Annotated in this window: 24 protein-coding genes; 6 read left to right on the forward strand and 18 right to left on the reverse strand. The window is 66.4% G+C overall.

Annotation, left to right across the window (positions count from 1 at the left end; translation table 11 throughout):
- Positions 1–26: 26 nt before the first annotated feature.
- The 3 genes from L880_RS0119360 to L880_RS0119370 all read right to left on the reverse strand — a co-directional run bounded on the left by L880_RS0119360 (position 27) and on the right by L880_RS0119370 (position 2,692).
- A complete protein-coding gene (locus L880_RS0119360; protein WP_027477076.1) occupies positions 27–434 on the reverse strand; it encodes a type II toxin-antitoxin system VapC family toxin in 408 nt (135 codons plus the stop codon).
- A complete protein-coding gene (gene vapB, locus L880_RS0119365; RefSeq protein WP_019576823.1) occupies positions 434–670 on the reverse strand; it encodes a type II toxin-antitoxin system VapB family antitoxin in 237 nt (78 codons plus the stop codon). Before vapB ends, L880_RS0119360 begins: the two co-directional genes overlap by 1 nt.
- A gap of 126 nt (positions 671–796) precedes the next feature.
- Entirely contained in the window at positions 797–2,692 is a 1,896-nt protein-coding gene (locus tag L880_RS0119370; protein WP_027477077.1) for a propionate--CoA ligase, read from the reverse strand.
- Between the two features lie 250 nt (positions 2,693–2,942).
- Here L880_RS0119370 and L880_RS0119375 point away from each other — a divergent pair, with 250 nt between their 5' ends.
- Positions 2,943–4,073, forward strand: coding sequence for an HD domain-containing phosphohydrolase (locus tag L880_RS0119375; protein WP_027477078.1), 1,131 nt, complete (start codon positions 2,943–2,945; stop codon positions 4,071–4,073).
- A 27-nt stretch (positions 4,074–4,100) separates the two neighbouring features.
- Here the strand turns inward: L880_RS0119375 and L880_RS0119380 are convergent, their stop codons facing one another.
- On the reverse strand, positions 4,101–4,703 hold the full coding sequence (locus tag L880_RS0119380) for an isochorismatase family protein (protein ID WP_027477079.1): 603 nt from the start codon (positions 4,701–4,703) through the stop codon (positions 4,101–4,103).
- A gap of 172 nt (positions 4,704–4,875) precedes the next feature.
- On the opposite strand from L880_RS0119380, the gene L880_RS32925 reads away from it, so the two are divergent.
- Positions 4,876–5,454, forward strand: coding sequence for a C40 family peptidase (locus L880_RS32925; protein WP_043329982.1), 579 nt, complete (start codon positions 4,876–4,878; stop codon positions 5,452–5,454).
- Positions 5,455–5,508: 54 nt separating this feature from the next.
- On the opposite strand, the gene L880_RS0119390 is transcribed toward L880_RS32925, so the two are convergent.
- From L880_RS0119390 to pdxR, 7 genes are all read right to left on the reverse strand, one after another.
- The gene (locus tag L880_RS0119390; RefSeq protein WP_027477080.1) at positions 5,509–6,822 is read right to left on the reverse strand and encodes a hypothetical protein; all 1,314 of its coding nucleotides are present in this window, start codon (positions 6,820–6,822) and stop codon (positions 5,509–5,511) included.
- Positions 6,819–7,598 carry an outer membrane lipoprotein-sorting protein gene (locus tag L880_RS0119395; RefSeq protein WP_027477081.1) on the reverse strand — a complete coding sequence of 260 codons (780 nt, stop codon included), beginning with the start codon at positions 7,596–7,598 and terminating at the stop codon, positions 6,819–6,821. The genes L880_RS0119390 and L880_RS0119395 overlap by 4 nt, the downstream gene beginning before the upstream one ends.
- Complete coding sequence (locus tag L880_RS0119400) at positions 7,595–8,899, reverse strand: ABC transporter permease (RefSeq protein WP_027477082.1); 1,305 nt, start codon at positions 8,897–8,899, stop codon at positions 7,595–7,597. Before L880_RS0119400 ends, L880_RS0119395 begins: the two co-directional genes overlap by 4 nt.
- On the reverse strand, positions 8,896–9,612 hold the full coding sequence (locus L880_RS0119405; RefSeq protein ID WP_019576831.1) for an ABC transporter ATP-binding protein: 717 nt from the start codon (positions 9,610–9,612) through the stop codon (positions 8,896–8,898). The genes L880_RS0119400 and L880_RS0119405 overlap by 4 nt, the downstream gene beginning before the upstream one ends.
- A gap of 10 nt (positions 9,613–9,622) precedes the next feature.
- A complete protein-coding gene (locus tag L880_RS0119410) occupies positions 9,623–10,066 on the reverse strand; it encodes a DUF2141 domain-containing protein (protein ID WP_027477083.1) in 444 nt (147 codons plus the stop codon).
- 140 nt (positions 10,067–10,206) lie between these two features.
- The gene (locus L880_RS0119415) at positions 10,207–11,214 is read right to left on the reverse strand and encodes a tripartite tricarboxylate transporter substrate binding protein (RefSeq protein WP_027477084.1); all 1,008 of its coding nucleotides are present in this window, start codon (positions 11,212–11,214) and stop codon (positions 10,207–10,209) included.
- Positions 11,215–11,351: 137 nt separating this feature from the next.
- Complete coding sequence (gene pdxR / locus L880_RS0119420; protein WP_027477085.1) at positions 11,352–12,776, reverse strand: MocR-like pyridoxine biosynthesis transcription factor PdxR; 1,425 nt, start codon at positions 12,774–12,776, stop codon at positions 11,352–11,354.
- Positions 12,777–12,857: 81 nt separating this feature from the next.
- Here pdxR and L880_RS0119425 point away from each other — a divergent pair, with 81 nt between their 5' ends.
- Positions 12,858–13,337, forward strand: coding sequence for an OsmC family protein (locus tag L880_RS0119425; RefSeq protein WP_027477086.1), 480 nt, complete (start codon positions 12,858–12,860; stop codon positions 13,335–13,337).
- Entirely contained in the window at positions 13,334–13,780 is a 447-nt protein-coding gene (locus L880_RS0119430; protein WP_027477087.1) for a GNAT family N-acetyltransferase, read from the forward strand. The genes L880_RS0119425 and L880_RS0119430 overlap by 4 nt, the downstream gene beginning before the upstream one ends.
- A gap of 36 nt (positions 13,781–13,816) precedes the next feature.
- Here the strand turns inward: L880_RS0119430 and L880_RS0119435 are convergent, their stop codons facing one another.
- Positions 13,817–14,398 carry an NADPH-dependent FMN reductase gene (locus L880_RS0119435; RefSeq protein WP_019576837.1) on the reverse strand — a complete coding sequence of 194 codons (582 nt, stop codon included), beginning with the start codon at positions 14,396–14,398 and terminating at the stop codon, positions 13,817–13,819.
- Positions 14,399–14,548: 150 nt separating this feature from the next.
- On the opposite strand from L880_RS0119435, the gene L880_RS0119440 reads away from it, so the two are divergent.
- Positions 14,549–15,028: an EVE domain-containing protein gene (locus tag L880_RS0119440; protein WP_211245341.1), complete on the forward strand. Its 480-nt coding sequence runs from the start codon at positions 14,549–14,551 to the stop codon at positions 15,026–15,028.
- On the opposite strand, the gene L880_RS0119445 is transcribed toward L880_RS0119440, so the two are convergent.
- On the reverse strand, positions 15,017–15,928 hold the full coding sequence (locus L880_RS0119445) for a LysR family transcriptional regulator (protein WP_027477089.1): 912 nt from the start codon (positions 15,926–15,928) through the stop codon (positions 15,017–15,019). The genes L880_RS0119440 and L880_RS0119445 overlap by 12 nt on opposite strands.
- A 140-nt stretch (positions 15,929–16,068) precedes the next feature.
- Here L880_RS0119445 and L880_RS0119450 point away from each other — a divergent pair, with 140 nt between their 5' ends.
- Positions 16,069–16,911, forward strand: a complete 843-nt coding sequence (locus L880_RS0119450) for a sterol desaturase family protein (RefSeq protein ID WP_425389202.1) — start codon at positions 16,069–16,071, stop codon at positions 16,909–16,911.
- 65 nt (positions 16,912–16,976) lie between these two features.
- Here the strand turns inward: L880_RS0119450 and L880_RS0119455 are convergent, their stop codons facing one another.
- The 5 genes from L880_RS0119455 to aceF form a co-directional block, all read right to left on the reverse strand.
- Positions 16,977–17,270: a helix-turn-helix domain-containing protein gene (locus L880_RS0119455; protein ID WP_027477091.1), complete on the reverse strand. Its 294-nt coding sequence runs from the start codon at positions 17,268–17,270 to the stop codon at positions 16,977–16,979.
- Complete coding sequence (locus tag L880_RS0119460) at positions 17,267–17,590, reverse strand: type II toxin-antitoxin system RelE/ParE family toxin (protein WP_043329984.1); 324 nt, start codon at positions 17,588–17,590, stop codon at positions 17,267–17,269. Before L880_RS0119460 ends, L880_RS0119455 begins: the two co-directional genes overlap by 4 nt.
- Before the next feature lie 224 nt (positions 17,591–17,814).
- Positions 17,815–19,632: a dihydrolipoyl dehydrogenase gene (gene lpdA, locus L880_RS0119465; RefSeq protein WP_027477093.1), complete on the reverse strand. Its 1,818-nt coding sequence runs from the start codon at positions 19,630–19,632 to the stop codon at positions 17,815–17,817.
- A complete protein-coding gene (locus tag L880_RS0119470) occupies positions 19,629–20,219 on the reverse strand; it encodes an Ntn hydrolase family protein (RefSeq protein WP_027477094.1) in 591 nt (196 codons plus the stop codon). Before L880_RS0119470 ends, lpdA begins: the two co-directional genes overlap by 4 nt.
- 85 nt (positions 20,220–20,304) lie before the next feature.
- Positions 20,305–21,969 carry a dihydrolipoyllysine-residue acetyltransferase gene (gene aceF / locus L880_RS0119475; protein WP_027477095.1) on the reverse strand — a complete coding sequence of 555 codons (1,665 nt, stop codon included), beginning with the start codon at positions 21,967–21,969 and terminating at the stop codon, positions 20,305–20,307.
- Positions 21,970–21,986: the final 17 nt, after the last annotated feature.

The following is a 21,986-nucleotide window of genomic DNA, read 5'->3' on the forward strand; positions in this document are numbered from 1 at the left end:
GCGAATGTTAAGCCCATCGGCACCGATCAGTGCGCACTCACCCAGTTCTCGACCACCAGACCCGGGAAAGCCAGAAAATCAGATTCATTGTTGGTGACGAGCACCATCTGGAGCGCCATGGCTTGCGCGGCAATCAATTTGTCCAGCGCATTTCTGTTGCGTTCTCGGTGTTGGGCCCGCAAAGGCCCGTAAGCGCGTGCCGCAGCAGCGTCAAAGGGCGCCACCTGGATATCTTCGAGCAGGCCGGCCAATGCCGCCTGGTTACGTGCCTGGGCTTCAGGGGAACACGCGATACCGAACTCCAGTTCGGCCAATGTGATCGCGGAGATCACGACATCCCCCACATAGCAGGCGGCAAAGCGCTCACGCACCTGCGGCGGCTGGTGCTTCATCAAGTAGATGCAGATGTTGGTGTCGAGCATGTAGCGCGCCATCACAGAGCCTCACGCTCAGCGGCTTCGTCCTGGGCACGGCCATCGGCCATGAAATCGGGTGAAAACTCAGCAAACTTGCCCAGAACATCGCCCATGCGGCGCCGCGCCGGCCGAATCAGCAATTCATCGCCTCGGCGCTCGATGACCAGATCGAGGTCCCATTGGGCATAGGCCAACTCGGCGGGAATGCGAACGGCTTGGGAATTGCCATTCTTGAAGAGCTTGGTTTGAATCATGGCCGCCTTGAAAACAAAATAGGATGTACATGTACATCCTATTTGGGATTCCTGGGTTGTCAAATCCGGGCCAGACAAAGGGCTCAGCAGACGGCGACGGCCTGCCGCCGCCGCGTGGCGCCGTGCTCAGCCTGGCTGCACCATGTCGCGCACCTGTTGCAGCGCAGCGGGGTCGTCCATGGTGGTCAGGTCACCCGGGTCGCGGCCTTCGCACACGGCCTGCAGGGCCCGGCGCAGCAGCTTGCCGCTGCGGGTCTTGGGCAGCACGTTGACGATCAGCACGCGCGAGGGCCGGGCCACGGCGCCCAGTTGGCCGTCCACCACCTTCATGATCTCGCCTTCGAGCTTGAGGCGGGCCGCATCGCTGTCGACCGAGGCCGCGTCCTTGGGCACCACAAAGGCCATCGCCACCTGGCCCTTGAGCTTGTCGGCCACCCCGACCACCGCCACTTCGGCCACATTGGGGTGGCTGGAGATGCTCTCCTCGATCTCGCGGGTGCCCAGGCGGTGGCCGGCCACGTTGATCACGTCGTCGGTGCGGCCCAGGATGAAGAAATAGCCGTCTTCGTCGCGGATGCCCCAGTCGAAGGTGCTGTACACCAGCTTGCCCGGGATGCTCTTCCAATAGGTGTTCACGAAACGCTGGTCATCGCGCCAGACCGTCTGCATGCAGCCCGGCGGCAGCGGCCCTTCGATGGCCACCACGCCCTTCTGGTTGGGCCCCTTGAGTTCTTCACCGGTGGACTCATCGAACAGCTTGACGTCGTAGCCATACATGGCCAGCCCCGGGCTGCCGAACTTGCTGGTCTGGGTCTGCACACCATTGGCCAGCGTGAGAATGGGCCAGCCCGATTCGGTCTGCCAGTAGTTGTCGATGATGGGCACATTGAGCGCACTGCTGATCCACTGCGCGGTCGGCTCGTCCAGCGGCTCGCCCGCCAGGTACAGGGCCTTGAGGCTGGACAGGTCGTACTTGCTCAGGTAGGCCGGGTCTTGCTTCTTGAGCACGCGCACCGCTGTGGGGGCGCTGAACATGCGGGTGACCTTGTATTTTTCGACCAATTGCCACCAGATGCCGGCATCGGGCCGGGTCGGCAGGCCTTCGTAGACGATGGTGGCCATGCCGGCAATCAAGGGGCCATAGACGATGTAGCTGTGCCCCACCACCCAGCCGATGTCGCTGGTCGAGAAATACGTTTCGCCAGGGTTGCCCTGGAAAATGTGCTTCATGCTGGCGGCCAGGGCCACGGCGTAGCCCCCCGTGTCGCGCTGCACGCCCTTGGGCTTGCCCGTGGTGCCACTGGTGTAAAGGGTGTAGCTGGGGTGGGTGGAGTCAACCCACTCGCAGGGCACCTGGGCATCCAGGTGTTTCTGACGCAGATCCGCCCAGCGGTGGTCACGCCCGGCCACATAGCTCAACGCCACCAGCCCGCGTTCGACCAGCAGCACGGCGCTGGGCTTGTGCGCGGCCAGGCTGATGGCGGCATCCAGCAACGGTTTGTAAGGCACGGGCTTGCCGCCGCGCGACCCACCATCGGCACTCACGATCACCACCGGCTCGGCGTCATCGATGCGCGAGGCCAGGGCCCCGGAGGCAAAGCCCCCGAACACCACGGTGTGCAAGGCCCCGATGCGGGCACAGGCCAGCATGGCAAAGGCGGCCTCGGCAATCATGGGCATGTAGATCAGCACCCGGTCACCCTTGCCCACCCCAAGAGACTTGAGCGAGGCGGCCATGCGCTCGACCTCGCGCTGCAGCTCGGCGAAGGTGTAGACCCGCTCGGTGTCGGTTTCGGTCGAGACCGCAATCAGAGCAGCCTGGTCGCCCCGAGTGGCCACATGGCGGTCCACGGCGTTGTGGCACAGGTTGGTGGTGCCACCGACGAACCAGCGCGCAAACGGCGGGTTGCTGTAGTCACAGACCTGCTGGGGCGGCTGTTGCCAGTCGATCAGGGCGGCCTGTTCGGTCCAGAAGGCGTCGCGCTCTGTCAAGGAGCGCTGATGGAATTGTGCGTATGTCATCTGATTGATCTCCTCTCACCGACTCCGGGACCCCACGGCGGCAAGCCAGGCTTGGGGGCTTGGGTCCATTCAATTGAATTCATAATTATTCATCAGGGGCTTGCTCAGACCTGACAGGCAGGCGGCGGCCCAAGCGAGACCAGCCGCCGCGTTGCCTGTTCAATACACGAACTTGATTTGCATCAAGATAAAACGATACTGAGGCCCTTGGGGCCCAGCCTTCGGTGTTCCAATCTCGGCGGCGCGCACCATGACTGAAATACCCATTCCCCACTTTGTCGACCTGTTTGCCGGCGCCCGCAGCCTGAGCGAGCGACTGAGGCAGATGCACGAGCAGTTGCGTGCCGCCGTGCCCCTGCTCGACCGCGTGGCCTGCGCGCTCTATGACGAGAGCGAAGACCGGCTCAAAACCTTCTTGCACAGCACCCTCACGGGCGAAGCCTTGCGCGGCTACGAGTTTCCCCTGCACGAAAGCCGGTCGCTGTTGGCACTGGCGCGCAGCGGCGAGATGCGCGTGCTGGACCATATCCCGAAGGTCATCGGCCAGGGCAGCGAGCATGCCCGATGGCTGCAGCAGCAAGGCTACCAGTCTTCCTTCACCGTGCCCATGTACGGCCAGGGCACGCTGCTGGGTTTCGTGTTCTTCGACTCGCTGCAGCCCGAGGTCTTCACCGCCACCGTCCAACGTGATCTGGTGCTGGCCTGCAGCCTGATCAACATGATGATCAGCAGCGAGATGGCCACCGTGCGCATGATGCTGGCCTCGACCCAGATCGCGCGCGACTTCGCGAACCTGCGTGACTTCGAAACCGGCGCCCACCTGGAGCGCATGTCACGCTACGCACGCCTGATCGCCCGAGCCGTGGCGCCCCGTTACGGCCTGGACGACGAATTCGTGGAGAACATCTACCAGTTTGCGCCGCTGCACGACATCGGCAAGATCGGCATCCCCGATCGCATCCTGCTCAAGGAAGGATCGCTGGACGCGGCCGAACACAGCATCATGGAAACCCATGTCGAACTGGGCTGCACCCTGGTGGGCAAGATGATGGGCGACTTCAGGCTCAATGACCTGCCCCATTCGGCCATGATCCACAACATCGTGGCCTACCACCACGAACTGCTTGACGGCTCGGGCTACCCCAAGGGGGCCAAGGCCCCCGACATCCCGATCGAAGCACGCATCGTCACGGTGGCCGACATTTTTGATGCCCTGACCAGCCCGCGCCCCTACAAGGAGGGCTGGCCCACCGACCGGGCCCTGGCCGAGTTGCAACGCATGGCCGAAGCCGGCCAGTTGGACCCCCATTGCGTGGCGGCCCTGGCTCAAGAGCGCGCCACCATCGACGACATCACGCGCCGCTTTTGCGACACGCCCTGAGGCCACCGGCCTGAGGGCCTCGCCGGCTTATTTGATCAGTTCATGCACCGCCTTGAACTGGGGGTGCTCGGCGGTACGCAGCCATTCGAACAGCACCATCTCGGTGGTCACCAACTCGGCGCCAGCACCGGCCAGGCGGTCAAAGGCCGCATCGCGGTTGCGCTCGGTGCGCGAGCCGCAGGCATCGGTCACCACCCAGACATCGAACTCGTCTTCCAGCAGGTCGAGCGCGGTCTGCAACAGGCACACATGGGCCTCGCAACCGGCCACCACGATGGCGCTGCGCTCGGGCTCGCCCTGGGCCGGTTTTTGCAGGTGCTTGGGCAGGCTGCGCGCATTGCCCTGCACCGGCTTGGCCGGCGGACGCAGCCATTCGGACAGACCTTCTTCACTGGCGCTGAAATGCATCTTGGCCAGCGTCTTCTGGCACAGGGCCTTGAGCTCGGGCGGGTTCTCGCCCAGCTTGGAGGGGTTCTGCTCGGTGCCGAACGCGGGCACCTGCAACAGACGGGCCGCACGGGCCAGGCGCAGCGCGTTTTCGAGCACCAGCGGGCCTTCGTGGATGGCGGGCATCAGGCGGGTTTGGTAGTCGACCAGCACGAGCTGGGATTCCTGGGCGTCAATCAACATGGGTCTTCTCTCATCATGCTGGCCTACAGCAGGCCACGGCCCGTATTAGAACCCAGTCGCCCGCCCCGCAAGGCCCCCGCTCGTGCGGCAGGTCAATGCAAACCAAAGTGCATGAGCTTTCTCGCGAATCCCCGCTTGACTTGAACCTGACAGGTCGTTAACCTCTGCGCCCATGTCTCGTTGGCTCTGCCTACTCCTTCTCGGCCTCACGATCTTCGGTTTAGCCCTTCGGGCTCAGGCGGCGCCATCGACCCAGCCGGTCGACGACGTGGAACGCCTGCTGGCCGACCGTGGCCTGCTCACGCAACTGAGTTACGTGCGCCAAAGCCTCAGCAGCCGTGCCTCTGAGCTGGTGGTCAACGCCATGGGTTTTCTGGGCGTGCCCTACCGCCGCGGCGGCAACAATGCCGAAACCGGCTTTGATTGCAGCGGTTTTGTCCGCGCCATGTACGAACAGACCGTAGGCCTGGTGCTCCCCCGCCGCGCCGACCAGCAGGCCGCCGCCACCCAGACCATCGACAAACAAGAACTGCAGCCCGGTGATCTGGTGTTCTTCAACACCATGCGCCATGCCTTCAGCCACGTGGGCATCTACGTGGGCGACGGCAAATTCATCCACTCCCCCCGCACCGGCAGTCAGATCCGTGTCGAAGACATGCGTGACAGCTATTGGCAGCGCCGCTTCGATGGCGCCCGCCGCGTGAACGTGCCCTCGGTTTCGGCCTCCAGCGACAACGTCAACCCGCGCTGAAACGCCCGGATCCCTGACACGGCGCCCCCCGCAGGGAATGCGCCGCCCCCTTCCTCAAAACACAAACAGCTTCACCCCCACGGTGAGGCGGCTGCGCACCAGGCTGCCGAACTCGGTCTGAACACCGCCGACCGTGCGGCTCAGCACCACAAAGCCTGACAACTGGCGCCAGAAGTTCTTCTCGCCGTACAAGAGCAGCTGCCCGCTGTGGTCGGCCAGCTGCGTGCTGTATTCGGCGCGCCAGTACAGGCCGCTCTCCTGCGGGTTGCTCTGCAGCCCCAGCCACAGGTAGTCGCGCCCCAGCAGACGAGGTGCCTGCCCCAGGGCCTGGCCCAGGCTGGCATAGCCCAGAGCCGGGTTTTGAGTGGCCAGGCTGTTGGCCCGGCCAGCCTGGGCCCAATAGGCGCCCTGCCCGGCCTCGCTGTAGCCGCCTCCGCTGTGCAGCCACTCGCCGATCAGCACATGGCCGCTCTCCAGCGTGTAGCTGGCCCCCAGCAAGGCATCGGTGCTGCGCGGGGCCGGTTGCTGCCAACGGTACAGTGGGCCGTTGCCCGGCCCGGCCACTTGCAGCAGCCCCGGCTGGCGGTTGCTGCCCACCTCGCCATAGAGCAGCCAGGCGTCGTCCGGCGTCCATTGCGCAAAGCCCCCGACAAAGGTCGAGCCCCCTCGCTGCTGGCTGAGCACTAGACTGGCCAGGTGCGCCTCGCCTTGCTTGTCGATCTTGAGCCAGCTGCTGTGGCCCAGATCGGTGGCCGGCGTGATCTGCGAGGTCGACAGCACATAGCCCCCACCCACCCGCCAACCGGGCGCGACCTGCCCGGTGTAGCGCAGCACATCCACGCCGGGCGTGGCCGCCAGCGGGTTGGTGCGGCCGGCATCAAAATAGAAGGGGTTGCTGGGCGAGCGGAAATTGGCCGGGCCCCAGCTCAGCAACTCTCGCCCCACTGTCAGCACGCCTTCGCCCTGCCGGTAGCGCACAAAAGCCTGACCCACCTGCTGGGTGTCGTCGCTGTCGCGCCGGTCCGGGCGCGCCGCCTGTTCGGTCAGGCTGCGCTGCGAGGTCAGCCGGACCGAGCCCACCAGGGCCAGCGGCCCCTCCTCGGCGCGCCCGTTCAGTCGGATGTCCAGCAAACCCAGGTCGCGCGGCAAGGCCGCCACCCGATTGCCCGGGTTGAGCAGGCTGGTGCTCAACACGCCATTGCGGGTGCCGTACACCCAGGCCTCGCCCGAGCCGCTGAGGCGCCACGACGGCTCGGCCTCAGGGGCTTCGCCCTCCGGCGTCGCGGATTCCTGCGCCATGGCCGGCTGTGCCAGAACCATCGCCACGGCCCAGGCCACCGCCCGCCATCGGATGCGGCCGGTGTTCATTGCAGGTTCCCCACGTCAAACTCGGAGCTGGGAATCGCCTGGGCCGAGATGCGGCTGTAGACCAAGGTGGTGCGTGCATCGCTGAGCGCATCGGCAATGGCCATGCGGCTCACGAACAGCACCGTCTTGCCGTGGATGTTCAGGCTGTTGCCGTACTCGAATTGCGCACTCTTGAGCTTCTTGCCCGACAGCGACAGAAAATCTGCCTGCACTCCCACGCCCCGGCGCACCGAGATCCAGTAGGTGATGCGGTCGTAGGTGGTCTGGCGGCTGGCGGCGGTCAACTCCAGCACGTGGCAGGGTTCGTCGCCCACGTCTTCCTGACGCAGGTAACGCGCCTGGTAGTCCTTGGCGTAGTTGGTGGCGGCGATGTCGCCGATGGCCGCCTGCCCGGTCAGGCGCTGGCGTGGCGAGATGGCCACCGGCTTTTTCAGGCCGGGCTTGGTCAGCCACATGTTGCGATCGACCTGCAGCATGCGCGAGCCCTTGCTGCTCAGGGGTTCCAGCACCTCGGCCACGCTGGCGTTGTCGATGGCCTTGATGCGCAGGCGCTGGTCGGGCTGGTCATCGGCCTGGCTGCCGCTGTTGTGGGCGTGCACCTCCCAGATCAGGCCCGGAAAGCCGCCGCCACGCGCCTGGTCGGCCTGGCGCAGCAACTGGGTGGCATCGGGCTCGGCCGCCCAGGCTGACGAGGCTAGGGAGGCCCCCAGAAGACTGCCAACAGACAGGAGCAATGCGCCGCGACGGGTGAAATAGGAAAAGCCAAGGTGGTTCATACATGCCCCAAGGAAGCGGTGATGGAATGGTGGGCCGCACGGCGGGCCGGCCAGTAGGCGGCAAACACCGCCAGCACGGCCAGAACCCCTGCGGCAAACGCGGTGCGCGGCAGGTCAAAGCCGATGTAGATCGGCACGCTCTGGGTGTTGCTGGGCGGCACGTAGCGGATGTCGGCCACGTTCACCCCCCAGCGCACGGCGGCCGTCAGCAGCAGACCGGTGACCGTGCCCACCAGCACCAGCATCAGCGCCTCGTTGACGAACAGCCGGGCGATGCCGCTGCGGCGCACGCCGATGGCGCGCAGGGTGCCGATCTCGCGGGTGCGCTCGACCACCGCCATGCTCATGGCGTTGGCAATCGAGAGCACCACGATGGCCAGCACCACCGACAGCATCAGCGCAAAAATCATGTCGTACATGCCCTTGACCTGGCGGAAGAAGGCCGACATCTCCTGCCAGGTGCGCACCTCCATGTCGAGGCCGGCGGCCTTGAAGTCGGCACTCAGCTGATCCCGCACAGCCACCGACTGGGCTTCGCTGGGGGCCGGCCGGGTGTACATGTCGCGCAGGCGGCCTTCCACATCGGCGCTGTCGGCATGGCCCTCGCCCGGCAGCAGCACGGTCAGGGTCTCGGCCCGGCCCTTGGCGTCCATCAGGTCCTGCACCAGCGCCAGCGGCATGAGCATCAGCTTGTCGTTGGTGGCCACGTTGCCGGTGTTGACAGCATCGGCAATGTCCACGTCTGAGGCATTGGCCTGGCCGTGCAGCGTGCTGGCCAGCACCGAGGCGCTGTCACCGATCTTCAGGCCCAGCACGTCGGCCAGGCCCTGGGCAGCCGTCACGCCCTGGGGCTGCTCCTCTTTCAAGGCCCCGGGGGCAAAGCGGAACGGGCCGCGCAGCAGGTCCAGATCGGCCGGGGCAATGCCCGCCCCGACAAAGATGGTGCTGCTCTTGCCGTTGGACAGCAGGCCGGTGGCGCTGAGCTTGGGGATCAGGCGGGCGCCCGGCAGGCGCTTCTCGACGATGGCCTGAACCTGGCGGATCTCATCGGCGGTCAGCAGGTACTTGTCGGGGTGCAGCTTGCCCTCGGTCTGCCAGCCCTGGCGGTTGATGGTCAGGTGGCCGATCAGCTCGGCATGGATGGCCGCGTTGCTGAGCGCCACATACACCGCGCTGGTGTAGCCCGCGAACAGGGCCACGGCGGCAAAGCCGAAGGCCAGGCTGAGGATGGTGGCGGCGCTGCGGCGGCGGTTGCGCCACAGGTTGCGCCAGGCGAGTTGGATGTTGCCGATGCCGGTCATGCGGCCTCCTGGTAGCTGTCTTGTGAGATCAGACCGTCCTGCAGGCGCAACTGGCGCGGCACGCGGGCCAGCAGGCGGGGGTCGTGGGTGGTGAAGATGCAGGTCACGCCGGTTTCGCGGTTCAGGCGTTCGATCAGGTCGATCACCTCGCGGCTGGTCTGCGAATCGAGGTTGGCCGTGGGTTCATCGGCGATCAGCAGGCGTGGCGCCCCCACCAGGGCACGGGCGATGGCCACCCGCTGGCGCTGGCCGCCACTCAGGCGATCCGGGCGGAAGTCGAGGAACTCGCCCAGGCCCACGTGGCCCAGCCACTCGGCGGCGCGGCGGCGCACCTCGGCGGCCTTCACGCCCTGCACCTGCAGCGGCAGGGCCACGTTTTCAAGCGCGGTCAGCACCGGCACCAGGTTGAAGCTCTGGAACACAAAGCCGATCTTGTGGTTGCGGCAGTCCGACAGGGCGTCGTCCGAGAGCTGGCTCACATCCTGCCCCTCGAATCGCAGCACGCCCTTGTCGGCCGCATCGATCAGGCCCAGCAGGTTCAGCAGCGTCGACTTGCCACTGCCCGAGGGGCCCCAGATGGCCATGAACTCGCCCGGCGCCACGTCCAGGTCGATGCCGCGCAGCGCGCGGATGCGGGTCTCGCCCAGCGCAAACTCGCGCTCGATGCCGCGCAGCGACAGCAAGGGGGCAGGCGTTTGGTTTGCAGTGCTCATACCACCCACCTCACTGGCCCGACAGCTTGAACTGGATGCGCTGGGCTTCGGCACCCACCTTGACGACGGCATCGTCGAACTTGGGCGGCCCGAACTGCCCCTTGGCGTCGCGCGAGAAGCCGAAGGGTTCGGTGGGCATGCCCACCATGTTGGCGTCCAGGCGCTGGTTGCCGTTCAGGTCCTGGTAGGCCGACACGGCATAGCTGCCGGGTGCCAGGTCCTTGAACACCACCTCGACCTGGCCGGGTTTGGCCGGGGTCATCTGGCCATTGAGCACCTTGCCGCGCGGAAAGCCCGTCGGGTCGTTGAACAAGGCCACCATCACCTGCCCTTCGGCCTTGGTCACCCCGGACACCACCACCGTCAGGTCACCCGCCTGGGCCAGCCCTGCGAGCAAAAACAGAGAAAAACCGCCCGCGGGCAGCACACGAAGGGCACGTTGCAAGATCGACATGGTTCCGACTCCTGGTTGAACAAGTGTCGGCAGTGTCGGCCGGCCCTCCGTCGTCGGCCACCGGGTTGCGACAAACCAGCGTCAGACGGGCGCGAAATGCAGCTTGCCGGAGCCAAAAGCGGCCTCAGCGCGGATGAAACTCAATCAGGCGTGACCTTCGCCTCGCGGATCACCTTGCCCCATTTGCTGGTTTCGGCGGCGATGAAGGCATCGAACTCCTCGGGCGTGCCGCCCCCCGGGAAGGTGCCCATGGCCTCGAGACGGGGCCGCATCTCCTCGCTGCGCACGATACGGGTCACCTCCTCGGACATGCGGCGCACGATGTCACGCGGCGTGCCGGCCGGGGCGATCATGCCGGCCCAGGTGCTGCCGGTGAAGTTCTTGAACCCCTGCTCCACAAAGGTGGGCACATCGGGCAGCACCGGCAGACGGCGGTCGCTGGCCACGCCGATCAGGCGCACCTTGCCCTGCTTGCCCATGTTGATCAGGCCCGTGGCCGCATCGAAGAACAACTGGATCTGCCCACCAATGAGGTCGGTCAGAGCCGGCGCCGCGCCCCGGTAGGGGATGTGCACCATGTAGGCACCGGTCTGCATCTTGAACAGCTCGGTGGTCAGGTGCACGGCCGAGCCGTTGCCCGACGAGCCATAGCTGACCTTGCCCGGGTTGGCCTTGGCGTAGCGGATCAGCTCCTGGGCTGTCTTGAACGGTGCATCGAGCGGCACTGCGGCCACCAGGGGGGACACCCCCATCAGCGCCACGCCGGTGAGGTCTTTGCGGGCGTCGTAGGGCAGCTTGGGGTAGAGCGTGTTGTTGGCGGCGTAGGCGGCGATCACCACGCCGAAGGTGCTGCCGTCGGGTGCCGATTTGGCGACCGCTTCGACCCCGATCACGCTGCCGGCGCCGGGCTTGTTGTCGATCAGCACGGTCTGGCCCAGCCGGGTCTGCAGACCGTTCTGGATCAGGCGGGCCATCTGGTCGGTGAAGCCGCCGGGGGTGTAGGGCACGATCAGGCGGATGGGCTTGTTGGGCCAGCCGCCCGCGTTCTGGGCCCAGGCCGGCGCGGCCAGCGAGGCCACCGAGCCCACGGCAGCCGAGAGCACCTGACGGCGGGAGGGACGGACAAGAGAGGTGGGGGACGAAGGCATCAGGCCAGACTCCGGCAACGGGACAAAGCCCGATTCTGGGCAGGCCTGCCGCTCAGCGCATTGGGGCAAGCCCGGCCGGGCGGTCGCCTCGGTGACCCGCCGCCGGGCCTGTGGCGGCCCACGCCAAGGCCCAGACCTCAGCCCTTGAACAAGGGGCCGACCAGCCTGGCGGCCGCCTGCAGGCTGTCCGGCGCATAACCGGCATAGCCGAACAGCCAACCCCGGCGCGGCGACGCCACCGCGTAGCGCGACAGCGGCGTCAGCACCACGCCCAGCGCGGCAGCGCGCCGGCTCAAGCCCTCGTCATCGGTGCCGGCGGGCTGCTCCAGGCACAGGTGCATGCCGCGGTCACTGGCTTGCAGTTGCAAGGCCCCCTCGCTGGCCTCGGCCAGCGCCTCGATCATCACCCGCTGCCGGGCCTGATACAGCTCACGCATGCGCCGCAGGTGGCGCAGCAGGTGCCCCTGGGCAATGAAGCTGGCCAGCACCGCCTGGTTGTCGCCCGGGGCATGGCGGTCGCTCAGCGCCCTGGCCATCGCAAAGGACGGTACCCAGGCGGGCGGCAGCAGGATGAAGCCCAGCCTCAGGCCCGGGTGCAGGGTCTTGGAAAAAGTGCCCACATACAGCACCCGCTCCGACTGCGGCAGGCTGCACAAGGCGGGCAGGCGGTGGGGGCCGTACTGGAATTCACCGTCGTAGTCGTCCTCGATCACCCAGGCTTGCTGGCGGTGCGACCAGTCCAGCAAGGCCTGGCGGCGTGCCAGGCTCATGCGCACCCCGGTCGGGAACTGGTGCGTGGGCGTGACCACGGCCAATCGCGCCCGCGGCCATTGCTGTTCGGCCTCGGCAATGCACAGGCCCTCCTCGTCCAGCGGCACCGGCCGCGCCTGCACCCCATGGCCCAGCAGGCTGGCGCGGATACCGGGGTAGCCCGGGTCTTCGACCAGCACCTCGTCGCCCACATCCAGCAGCAGGCGGCCCACCAGGTCCAGGGCCTGTTGCGAGCCCGCGCACACCAGCACCCGGCTGGCGTCGCAGCGGATGCCGCGCGAAGCCCACAGCCAGTGCGCAATCGCTTCGCGCAGCGCCGGGTCACCGGCCGGGTCCAGGTACTGGGCGCCCGCCTGCCGCTGCAGCGGCGTGCGCTGCCGGCCCAGGCGGTCCCAGGTGCCATAGGGAAAGCTGGTCACATCGGGCGCCCCGATGCGAAACGGCGTGGCCGCCTGGGTGGGGGGGCTCCAGCGCCGCACCGTCTCGGCGATCAACTGCCCTCGCCGCGACAGGCCCAGGGGCAAGGCGCTCAAGGCCCCCGCCGCGGTGGCCGGGGCCAGCTTGCTGCTGACGTAGCTGCCGTCCCCCACCCGGGCCATCACATAGCCCTCGGCCTGCAGGCGCTCCATGGCCCACAACAAGGTGTTGCGCGACACCCCCAGGGTGCGTGCATGGTCCCGTGTGGCCGGCAGCCGGCTGCCCGCGGCCAGGGTGCCCTGCTCGATGGCCAGGCGCAACTGCTCGTACACCTGCTGCCGTCGGGTGAGCCCCCGATGGGTCCCCTGCTTCATGGGCAATTGGCTCCTTGAATAGCAATTTTTCAAAATAGACTGAGGGATCATTCCACAAGCCAGAGCGAAACGGAAACCCCCATGGCCCACTACACCGCCAGCCTGCGCTGGCAACTCGATGACGGCAACTTCAGCCAACGCCGCTACAGCCGGCGCCACCAGTGGCAGTTCGATGGCGGCGTGAACGTGCCGGCCTCGTCCTCGCCCCATGTCGTGCCCCTGCCCTGGTCCGACCCGGCGGCGGTCGACCCCGAGGAGGCCTTTGTGGCGGCCTTGTCGAGCTGCCACATGCTGTGGTTTCTGGACCTGGCCGCCCGCGCAGGTTGGGCCATCGAGTCCTACGACGATGAGGCCAGCGGTGTGATGGCCGCCGATGCCCAGGGGCGCCAGGTGATGACCGAGGTGACCCTGCGGCCGGTGGTGCGGCTGGCAGCAGGCTGCGAGCGCGACCAGGCCGCGCTGATCGCCTTGCACCACCAGGCCCACGAGGCCTGCTTTCTGGCCAATTCGGTGCACACCCGCATCCATTGCGAGCCCCGCTTCGCGTCGGAGGCTGCATGAACACCCTCGTCATTGCGCCCTTGCAACCCGCAGACCTGAGCGACTGGCTGCCCCTGGCCCAGGCCTACAAGGCGTTCTACAACACCCCGACCAGCGAGGCCGAGTACCAACAGGCCTGGGCGCTCCTGCTGGCCGGCCAGGGTTTGCACGGCCTGGGCGCGCGCGTGCAGGGGCAGCTGGTGGGCATCACCCACTACCTGTTCCACGGCAGCACCTGGGCCCCCCGGGTCTGCTACCTGCAGGATCTGTACGTGTCGGAAGCCCACCGCGGCAAGGGCACGGCGGCGGCGCTGATCGAGGCTGTGGCCCAGGCGGCGCGCGAGGGCGGTGCCCAGCGGCTGTACTGGCTCAGCCAGACGGACAACCTGCGGGCGCGCCGCCTGTATGACCGCGTGGCCGAGTACCGGGGCTTCATCCGCTACGACCACCCGATGCCTGGCTGAAGACAGGGGGCGGAAGACACCGGACTGACAAGACGTTCAGGCCGTCTGCACAGCACGGGTCAATTTGCTCAAGGCCTCCAGCACGCCTTGCACGGCCTGGCGGGTCTTGTCGTCGCTCAGGGCGCCTTCGGCCGTGAAGGCCTCACCCGCGCGGCCCAGGGCAAACTGCTGCGGCACGACCAGCGAGGCAAAGTTCATCTGCAGGAACTGGCGCACGTAGTTCAGGGCACGCAAGCCTCCCATCGGGCCGGGCGAGGCCGACAGCAGCGCCGTGGGCTTGTTGGCCGTGGCCGCCACGCCGGTGGGCAGGCGCGACAGCCAGTCGAAGGCATTGATGAACAGAGGCGTGGGAAAGCCGTTGTACTCGGGCGTGACCACCACCAGGGCATCGCTGTCGATCAGGGCCTGCTGCAAGGCCGTGGCCCCGGCGGGCACACCCGAGGCGGCCTCGGCGTCGCCGTCGTACAGGGGCAGGTCCAGGGCGCGCAAATCCAGTTCGTGGGGCACAAAGCCGGCCTGGGTGGCGCCCAGCGCCACGGCATGGGCCAGACGGCGGTTCAGCGAACCCTGGCGGGCGCTGCCGGAAATGATCAGAAGACGCGGAGAATGAGTGGACATGGACAGGGCTCCAAGGCGGTGATTGGCGACAATGCCAGACGGTGCACAGCACGTGTTCACACACTGAATGCACACGGGGCTGCGCCATTGTGCCGCCCCCGCCAACATCCGTCTGTCAGACAAACCACATCGTTGATCACAATACCGCCCATGAGCCCTGCCCGCCGCTATTGGTTGATGAAATCCGAGCCTGAAGAGTGCTCGATCGACGACGCCCTGGCCGCCCCCGAGACCACCGTGCCCTGGACCGGCGTTCGCAACTACCAGGCACGCAACTTCATGCGCGACCAGATGCAAGTGGGCGATGGCGTGCTGTTCTATCACTCGAGTTGCGCCGAACCCGGCATTGCCGGCCTGGCCCGCGTGGCCTCGGGCACCCGGCCCGACCCCACGCAGTTCGATGCGGCCTCGCCCTACTTCGACCCGAAATCACCGCCTGCGGCGCCGCGCTGGCTGCTGCTGGATGTGCAGGCCCTGCGCAAGACCCGCGTGATCAGCCTGGCCGAACTGCGGGCCCAGCCCGAGCTGGCTGACATGACGGTGCTGCAGCGCGGCAACCGCCTGTCCATCACCGAAGTCACGCCGGCGCAATGGCATTTCATCGAAAGCCGCCTGCTGTCAGGCGCCTGAGTCCTGCGCCCCCAGCGCGAAACGCTGAAACAGCTCGATGACCTTCAAGGCCATCGGCGACGGCGTTCGATGGCGCAGGCGCACGATGCCCATCTCGGCATGCACCACGGGCAACTCAGGCAAGTGCAAGGCGCGCAGCAGGCCTTGCTGCACCAAATCGGCCACCGCCAGTTCGGTGGTGGCGATCACGGTATCCGTGCTCAGACCGATCTGGTGCAGCAGCCGGGGGTCATCGCACTCCAGCGCAGGCTGGGCCAGCGCGTCTTCAGACCCCAGGCGGCCCAACACAGCCTTGAGCGCCGCCGGCAGGCGGGTGGTGCCCACGCCATAGGGCCAGACCTCGGCCAGGCGATGCTCACCCGGGCCCAGCGGGTGGTCGGCACGCACGTAGAAGCGCCCGGCCTGCCGCATCAAGGGTTCGACCTGCAAGGCGGCGTCCTGCGGCAGGTCGCGCACCTCGGCCACAAAAAACTCGATTTCCTCCAGCTGTAGGCGCTCCAGCAACAAGGCCCAGTTGCTGATCTCCAGCCGCATCCGGATCTGAGGGTAAGCCTGGCGAACTTCGGCCACCACCTTCGGGCCCAGGGTCACATTGGGCATGGGGCCCATGCCGAAGGCCACGTCGCCGAGCTGATGGTCGAGGTAAAGCGCCAGATCCCGCTCCAGGCAGCGCGCCTCAAACAACAAACGGCGTGCGCGCTCCACCAGAAAAGCGCCGGCCGGGGTAGGCCGCACATCACCAGGTTGGCGCTCGAACAGCCGCAGGCCCAGCTGGGCTTCGATGGCCTGGATGCTGCGGCTGAAGGCCGGCTGGCTCAGGTGCACGCGCTCCGCCGCACGCGCGAAATGACGCTCTTCGGCCAGGGTCAGCACATGGCGGTATTGGTTCAGGTTGATCATAGGCAATGCACCAGTCACATCAGGACCATGCGGACAATGCAATAGACACATTAAAACACCGGGCTTACATTCGCAAAAAAATGAATGGAGACCTGCCTGTGACCGCCAACCAATTTCAGAACACGCTGATCCTGTGCTTCATGAGCGGCTTCGCGCTGATGGAGTTCGTCACCCGACGCTACCAGCGCACCGTGACCGCCAACGCCAACGACACCAAGCTGGAACTGCTGATGTTCCTGAGCCTGGTGGCCATTACCCAGCCCTTGGCCCTGCTGGCCACGGCCCAACTCGGTGCCTGGCTGGCCCCCACCTGGCACAACCGCCTGGCCGACCTGCCTGCATGGGCCATGGTGGGCCTGCTGCTGGTGGGTGATGACATGACGCAGTACTGGTGGCACCGGCTGTCGCACTCGCCCCTGATGTGGCCCCTGCACCGGGCCCACCACTCGGCCAGCTACATGAGCATCCGCGTCACCTACCGCAACAACTTCTTCTACTATCTGATGATGCCGGGCCTGTGGATCGGGGGCGCCTTGCTGTACCTGGGCGTGGGCGGCATGGTGTATGCCGTCTACATGGTCGTGAAGCTGCTGGTCATCCTGGGCGCCCACTGCGCCTGGCGCTGGGACGAGCCGCTGTACCGCATCCGCGCGCTGCACCCGCTGGTGTGGGTGCTGGAGCGCACCATCTCCACCCCGGCCACGCACTGGGCCCACCACGCCATCACCAACGAAGACGGCATCGGCCACTACAAGGGCAATTTCGGCAACCTGCTGTTCTTCTGGGACGTGCTGTTCGGCTCGGCCCACATCACCCGACGCTACCCCGCCCAGGTGGGCCTGATCGATGACCGGCTGTTTGGCGAAGAGAAATGGCAGCACCAGATGTTCTACCCGCTGCTGCAAAGCCAGCGGGCGCACAGCGCGCTGAGGCTGGGTGGCAAGGCTTATGAGGCGCCTCCAGAGCCCCACAAGGCGCACTGACCCAACGCAGATGCGCCCGGCCACGCAGCGCCTACGCATTGAATCGAGAGCAGACCTTGCCGAACTCAGGCGCCGATTTCCAGCGATCGCTCCAACTTGATCACAGCCCGGCAGCCCAAGGCTTTCGCGTAGCGTTGCACTGTTTGCATCGAAGGCTGGCGCCCGCCACTCTCCAACCTGGCAACCGTGCTTTGGCTTGTTCCCATCCGCTTGGCCACCTCGGCCTGGGTCAGGCCTGCACGATGCCGGGCGGCGATGAGTTCCCGCGCCACTTCGAACTCATCCGCCAGCGCGTCGTACTCGGCTTGAGCGTCCGCGTCAGAGAGCAAGCTGGGTTTGAATTCTTTCAAGCTTTTCATATCGACGCCTCCAATCGGCCCAAAGCCATCTCAATCGCTTTGCGCGGTGTGGCCTGAGTCTTCTTCACAAACACATGCAGCACGATCAGTCTTTGCCCACTGATCGCGGCATAGACGGCCCGAACAATGCCATCGCGCCCACGCAACCGCATTTCCCACAGTTTGTTTCCCAGTGACCGCACGTGCGGCAAGCCGACTTGCTGGGGCCCCAGGTCCTCCAGCAACTCGGCAATCCGCAGGAAGCGGGCCTTCATGTCCGCGGGTAAGGCTCCCAATTCGGGCTCTGCCTGCGGATGAATAACAACGGTCCAAGTACTCAAATTATATCCTTTTGGGTATTTTTTTGAGGTTGCGGTCAACACCTGTGCCAGAAGGCTTGCGTCAGAACCCCAATGAAAAAAGCCTCATGGGACGAAACGTCGCATGAGGCTTAGGAGGCATTTTCAGACGCGGGGCTGCGCGGCGGCCGGAGCCCAGGCCGCATCCCGCCCTGACGGTCAGGGTGGAAGGGCGAAGCGGGGCGGGGCCAGAAGGCCCCTGTCCCTTACTTGCGTGCCGGCGGCAGGTCGGTGCAGCTGCCGTGGGCGGCTTCGGCGCACAGGCCGATGCTTTCGCCCAGCGTGGGGTGCGGGTGGATGGTCTTGCCGATGTCGATCTCGTCGGCACCCATCTCGATGGCCAGGGCCACCTCACCGATCATGTCGCCCGCGTGCGTGCCCACGATGCCGCCACCCAGGATGCGGTGGGTTTCAGCGTCGAACAGCAGCTTGGTGAAGCCTTCGTCGCGGCCGTTGGCAATGGCGCGGCCCGAGGCGCTCCAGGGGAACAGGCCCTTCTTGACCTTGATGCCCTGGGCCTTGGCCTGGTCTTCGGTCAGGCCCACCCAGGCCACTTCGGGGTCGGTGTAGGCCACGCTGGGGATCACACGGGCATTGAAGGCGGCGCTGGCCAGTTCCTTGTCGCCCTTGAGTTCGCCGGCAATCACCTCGGCCGCCACGTGCGCCTCATGCACCGCCTTGTGCGCCAGCATGGGCTGACCCACGATGTCGCCGATGGCGAAGATGTGCGGCACGTTGGTTCGCATCTGGATGTCGACGTTGATGAAGCCGCGGTCGGTCACGGCCACGCCGGCCTTGTCGGCGCTGATCTTCTTGCCGTTGGGCGTGCGGCCCACGGCCTGCAGGACCAGGTCGTAGGTCTGCGGTGCCGGGGCGGTGCCACCCTCTTCGGCTGCGGCAAACGTCACCTCGATGCCTTCGGGCGTGGCCTTGGCCGACACCGTCTTGGTCTTGAGCATGATGTTGTCGAAGCGATGGGCGTTCATCTTCTGCCAGACCTTGACCAGGTCGCGGTCGGCGCCCTGCATCAGGCCATCCATCATCTCGACCACGTCCAGGCGCGCGCCCAGGGTGCTGTACACCGTGCCCATTTCCAGGCCGATGATGCCGCCGCCCAGGATCAGCATGCGCTTGGGCACTTCCTTCAAGGCCAGGGCCCCGGTGCTGTCGACCACGCGCGGGTCATCCGGCATGAAGGGCAGGCGCACGGCTTGCGAGCCCGCTGCGATGATGGCGCGCTGGAAGCCGATGGTCTGGCTCTTGCCGGTGCGCACCTGGGCTTCGCCGCTGGTTTCTTCCACCTGCAGCTGGTGGCTGCTGATGAAGTTGCCGTAGCCGCGCACCACGGTCACCTTGCGCATCTTGGCCATGGCGGCCAGGCCACCGGTCAGCTTGCCGATGACCTTTTCCTTGTGGCCGCGCAGCTTGTCGATGTTGACCGTGGGGGCGCCGAAATCGACACCCAGATCGGCCATGTGGCTGACCTCGTCCATCACGGCGGCCACGTGCAGCAGCGCCTTGGAGGGGATGCAGCCCACGTTCAGGCACACACCGCCCAGGGTGGCGTAGCGCTCGACCAGCACCACCTTGAGGCCCAGGTCGGCCGCGCGGAAGGCGGCCGAGTAGCCACCGGGGCCGCCACCGATCACGACCACGTCGCAATCGATGTCGTTGCTGCCCGTGGGCGCTGTGGCCACCGGGGCCGGAGCGGCTGCCACCGGAGCGGTGGCAGGGGCTGCGGGGGCCGCTGCAGGAGCCGCAGGGGCGGCAGCGGCTGCGGCGGCACCGGCCACTTCGAGCGACAGGATCACCGAACCCTCGGCCACCTTGTCGCCGAGCTTGACCTTGAGTTCCTTCACCACGCCGGCATGCGACGAGGGGATCTCCATCGAGGCCTTGTCGGACTCGACGGTGATCAGCGATTGCTCGGCCTTGACCGTGTCGCCGGGCTTGACCAGCAGTTCGATGATGGCCACTTCGGAAAAGTCACCGATGTCGGGGACCTTGATGTCTATCAGGCTCATACGGAACCTTTCAATTTGATCGTGAAGATGTTGATGGGCGCGGCCGAGTTGCGGTCGAATTCGCAACTGGCGGCCAGGCCGGCCTCGGCCACCTCGCGGGCCGTCTTGGCCCGCGCGTAGGTGGCGTGCATGGCGCCGAGGGCAAAGCTGCGTCCGGAGCCGATGCCCCAGAACTCCTTGAACTCGAACACCTCGCGGTAGCTGTACAAGCCATAGATGCCGCTTGCGTTGGCAATCAGCACACTGAACTGGCTGGACTCGTAGGGGTCGTTGTCGTCTTCCTTGGTCTGCAGAAAGAAGGTCTCTTTCAGCAGCGGGTGCAGTCGCGTGAAGGTGTCGAACACCTCGTCGCGGCTGCCCAGACGCAACTGGTCCTTGGGCAAGGCATTCAGCGCCTTGCGCAGCACCGGGAAATGCGCCACGGTGCCGGCCATGCCGATGTAGCTGGGGCCGCCCATCGCATCGACCTTGAAGAGCTTTTCGTTCTCTTCAAAGCGTTGCGACAGCCGGGTATCGCCAAAGGTGACCAGGGTATCGGCCGCAATGGCCACCTGCCCACCCTTGCGCACAACGACCACGGTCGTCATGCGCTGGCCCCCTGCCCCATCGGGCACACGCCGGCCTGCCGGGCGCCGCCAGCCCACACCACAGCGTGCGTGGGGTGCCGTGCCATCACAGCAGGACGCGACGGAAGTCGGCCAGGATCTGACCCAGGAAGGCGTTGAAGCGCGCGGCAGCGGCCCCGTCGATCACGCGGTGATCCCAGGTCAGCGACAGCGGCAGCATCAGGCGCGGCTGGAAGGCCTTGCCGTCCCACTTGGGTTCGATCTGGCTCTTGCACACGCCCAGGATCGCCACCTCGGGCGCGTTGATGATGGGCGTGAAGTAACGCCCGCCAATGCCGCCCAGGCTGGAGATGGTGAAGGTGGCACCGCTCATGTCGGCCGGGCCCAGCTTGCCGTCGCGCGCCTTTTTGGCCAGTTCGCCCATTTCCTGGCTGATCTGCAGCACGCCCTTCTTGTCGGCGTCCTTGATCACCGGAACGACCAGGCCGTTCGGGGTGTCGGCGGCAAAACCGATGTGGTAGTACTGCTTGTAGACCAGCGAGTCGCCGTCGAGGCTGCTGTTGAACTCGGGGAACTTCTTGAGCGCGGCCACCGAGGCCTTGATCAGGAAGGCCAGCATGGTCACCTTGACGCCGCTCTTCTCGTTTTCCTTGTTGGTGGAGACGCGGAAGGCTTCGAGGTCGGTGATGTCGGCATCGTCATGGTTGGTGACGGCCGGGATCATGATGGCGTTGCGCAGCAGGTTGGCGCCGCTGATCTTCTTGATGCGACCCAGTTCCTTGCGCTCGATCGGGCCGAACTTGGCAAAGTCGACCTTGGGCCAGGGGATCAGGCCCAGCTCGGAACCACCACCGCCGGTCGAAGCCGGGGCCTTGGCGGCTTGCGCCTTGGTCTGCACCGCACCGGCCATCACGGCCTTGGTGAAGGCCTGCACGTCGGCCGGGGTGATGCGGCCCTTGAGGCCGGTGCCCTTGACTTCTTCCAGCGGCACACCCAGTTCGCGGGCGAACTTGCGCACCGAGGGCGATGCATGCGGCAGCGCAGCCGAGGGCGTGCCCGGCTGGTGGGCCGGCACGGCCAGGGCGGCCGGAGCGGCAGCCACGGCAGCAGCCGCCACCGGGGCAGCGGCAGCAACAGCCGCAGCCACCGGGGCCGGTGCAGCGGCAGGGGCCGCAGCGCCCGCGGCGCCTTCGAGCACGGCAATCAGGTCACCGATGTTGACCTTGTCGCCGATCTTGACCTTGAGCTCCTTGAGCACGCCGGCGTGCGACGAGGGGATCTCCATCGAGGCCTTGTCGGATTCGACCGTGATCAGCGATTGCTCGGCCTTCACGGCGTCGCCGGGCTTGACCAGCAGCTCGATCACGGCCACGTCCTTGAAGTCGCCGATGTCGGGGACCAGCACATTGACCGGGCCGGCGGCCACGGCCGCTGCGACCGGAGCCGGAGCCGGAGCCGGGGCAGCCGGCGCGGCGGCGGGTGCCGCTGCTGCAGGGGCCGCAGCGGGCGCTGCAGCGGGGGCCTCAGCGGCACCTGCCACCTCCAGCGCCACCACCACCGAGCCTTCGGACACCTTGTCGCCGAGCTTGACCTTGATTTCCTTCACCACGCCGGCATGCGACGAGGGGATCTCCATCGAGGCCTTGTCAGACTCGACCGTGATCAGCGACTGCTCGGCCTTGACCGTGTCGCCCACCTTGACCAACAGCTCGATGACGCCCACTTCGTCGAAATCACCGATGTCGGGGACCTTGATATCTACCAATGCCATGTTGTGTCTCCTGGCCG

The sequence above is a fragment of the Curvibacter gracilis ATCC BAA-807 genome, from assembly GCF_000518645.1.
In the GTDB taxonomy this organism is placed as follows: domain Bacteria; phylum Pseudomonadota; class Gammaproteobacteria; order Burkholderiales; family Burkholderiaceae_C; genus Curvibacter; species Curvibacter gracilis.